The organism is Moorena sp. SIO1G6 (assembly GCF_010672795.1).
GTDB lineage: Bacteria > Cyanobacteriota > Cyanobacteriia > Cyanobacteriales > Coleofasciculaceae > Moorena > Moorena producens.
Genome location: NZ_JAAHFZ010000193.1, coordinates 1 through 1,162, shown reverse-complemented (window position 1 = coordinate 1,162; position 1,162 = coordinate 1). Strand labels below are relative to the sequence as shown.

The window sequence follows — 1,162 nt, the reverse complement described above, 5'->3', positions numbered from 1 at the left end:
CTAAGTACAGGACAAAAAATGGAGAGAGTTAAGAAAAGCTGGGAAGTGGTGGTCAAGATTGGTGAAAATTGAGCGCAGATAATCAAATCCCAAACGAAATAGGCTCTTGGCTCGTCGTTGATGGGATTTAATCGGAATGGGTTTGAGTGTATGTTGCCACAAACCCGTCTTCATCGCCCACACAAAGGCGATCGCTAACAAAGCCAAAAGTTTGCTTAGTCTCGGGGCATCATTGAAATGAGTCGATTCAAGGCAAAAACCCCGAGTCTTCAGTGCCGCAAACAGGGTCTCGATGCCCCAACGGCGGGTATAATCCGATAAAGCTTGTTCGGGGCAATGATTGGTGACCAGAATCAGAAAATTATCATCTCCTTTTTGAGTCGGTTGTAGGCGAGCGCCAATCACATAGACTGGGCGACCCCAAACCCAATGATGACCTGAAAGGACGCGAGTTTCCCCGACGGACAAGTTGGCAAAATAGCGAGACCCTGGTACGGCTTGTTGCCGAGTCCGGGATCGAATCAAGTCACTTTGAGGTATGCGTATCCGAAACGGAATTGGCTTGTCCATCAACAGATAGGACAGCCACTCTTGGCCGATAAATTCCCGGTCAGCAGTTAGGTACGCGATCACCACATCAGGAAACAAAGCTTCAAAGCGATCAAGTAAATCCATACGTTCATCACTGTTACTATTGCCCTGCTTCTCAAGCAGACTCCACAGCAAGGGGAAAGCAATCCCCTCATGGACCACACCCAACATTAAGATGTTGAAGTGGGTTTTTCCGTGCATACCAGTTAGTGCGGTCAAGGCTCAGTACCCAAGGTTGAGGGATTCCAGCCAATTTGACGAGCATCTGGGCAATTTGAGCCATGTCTAGGTCAAAAGACCGGAAGAATCGCTGCATTCGCTTGTAGTGAGATGCATGAGCGGCTTTTCCTCCGCACACGGTCGCCAACTCCGCGCTTATTGACTGTTTTGGCTCGAAATAGGGCTATGAGGAACATGGCGACGAAGGAGAGTCGCGCCCCATGCCAGCCCAGGTGGGGTCGCAATTTGGCTCGAAGTTGGTTAATCTGTTCCATGAGGGTTTGTGGTCTTTGTGGTAATTTCCATCAAACCCTCTCCCTGGCACTTTTTGCAACTTTTGTCCTGTACTGAG

Annotated in this window: 1 pseudogene; it reads right to left on the bottom strand. The window is 49.1% G+C overall.

Annotated features, from left to right (window positions below):
* Positions 1–1,085, bottom strand: a pseudogene (locus tag F6K63_RS36965) (IS4 family transposase).
* Between the last annotated feature and the right edge of the window lie 77 nt (positions 1,086–1,162).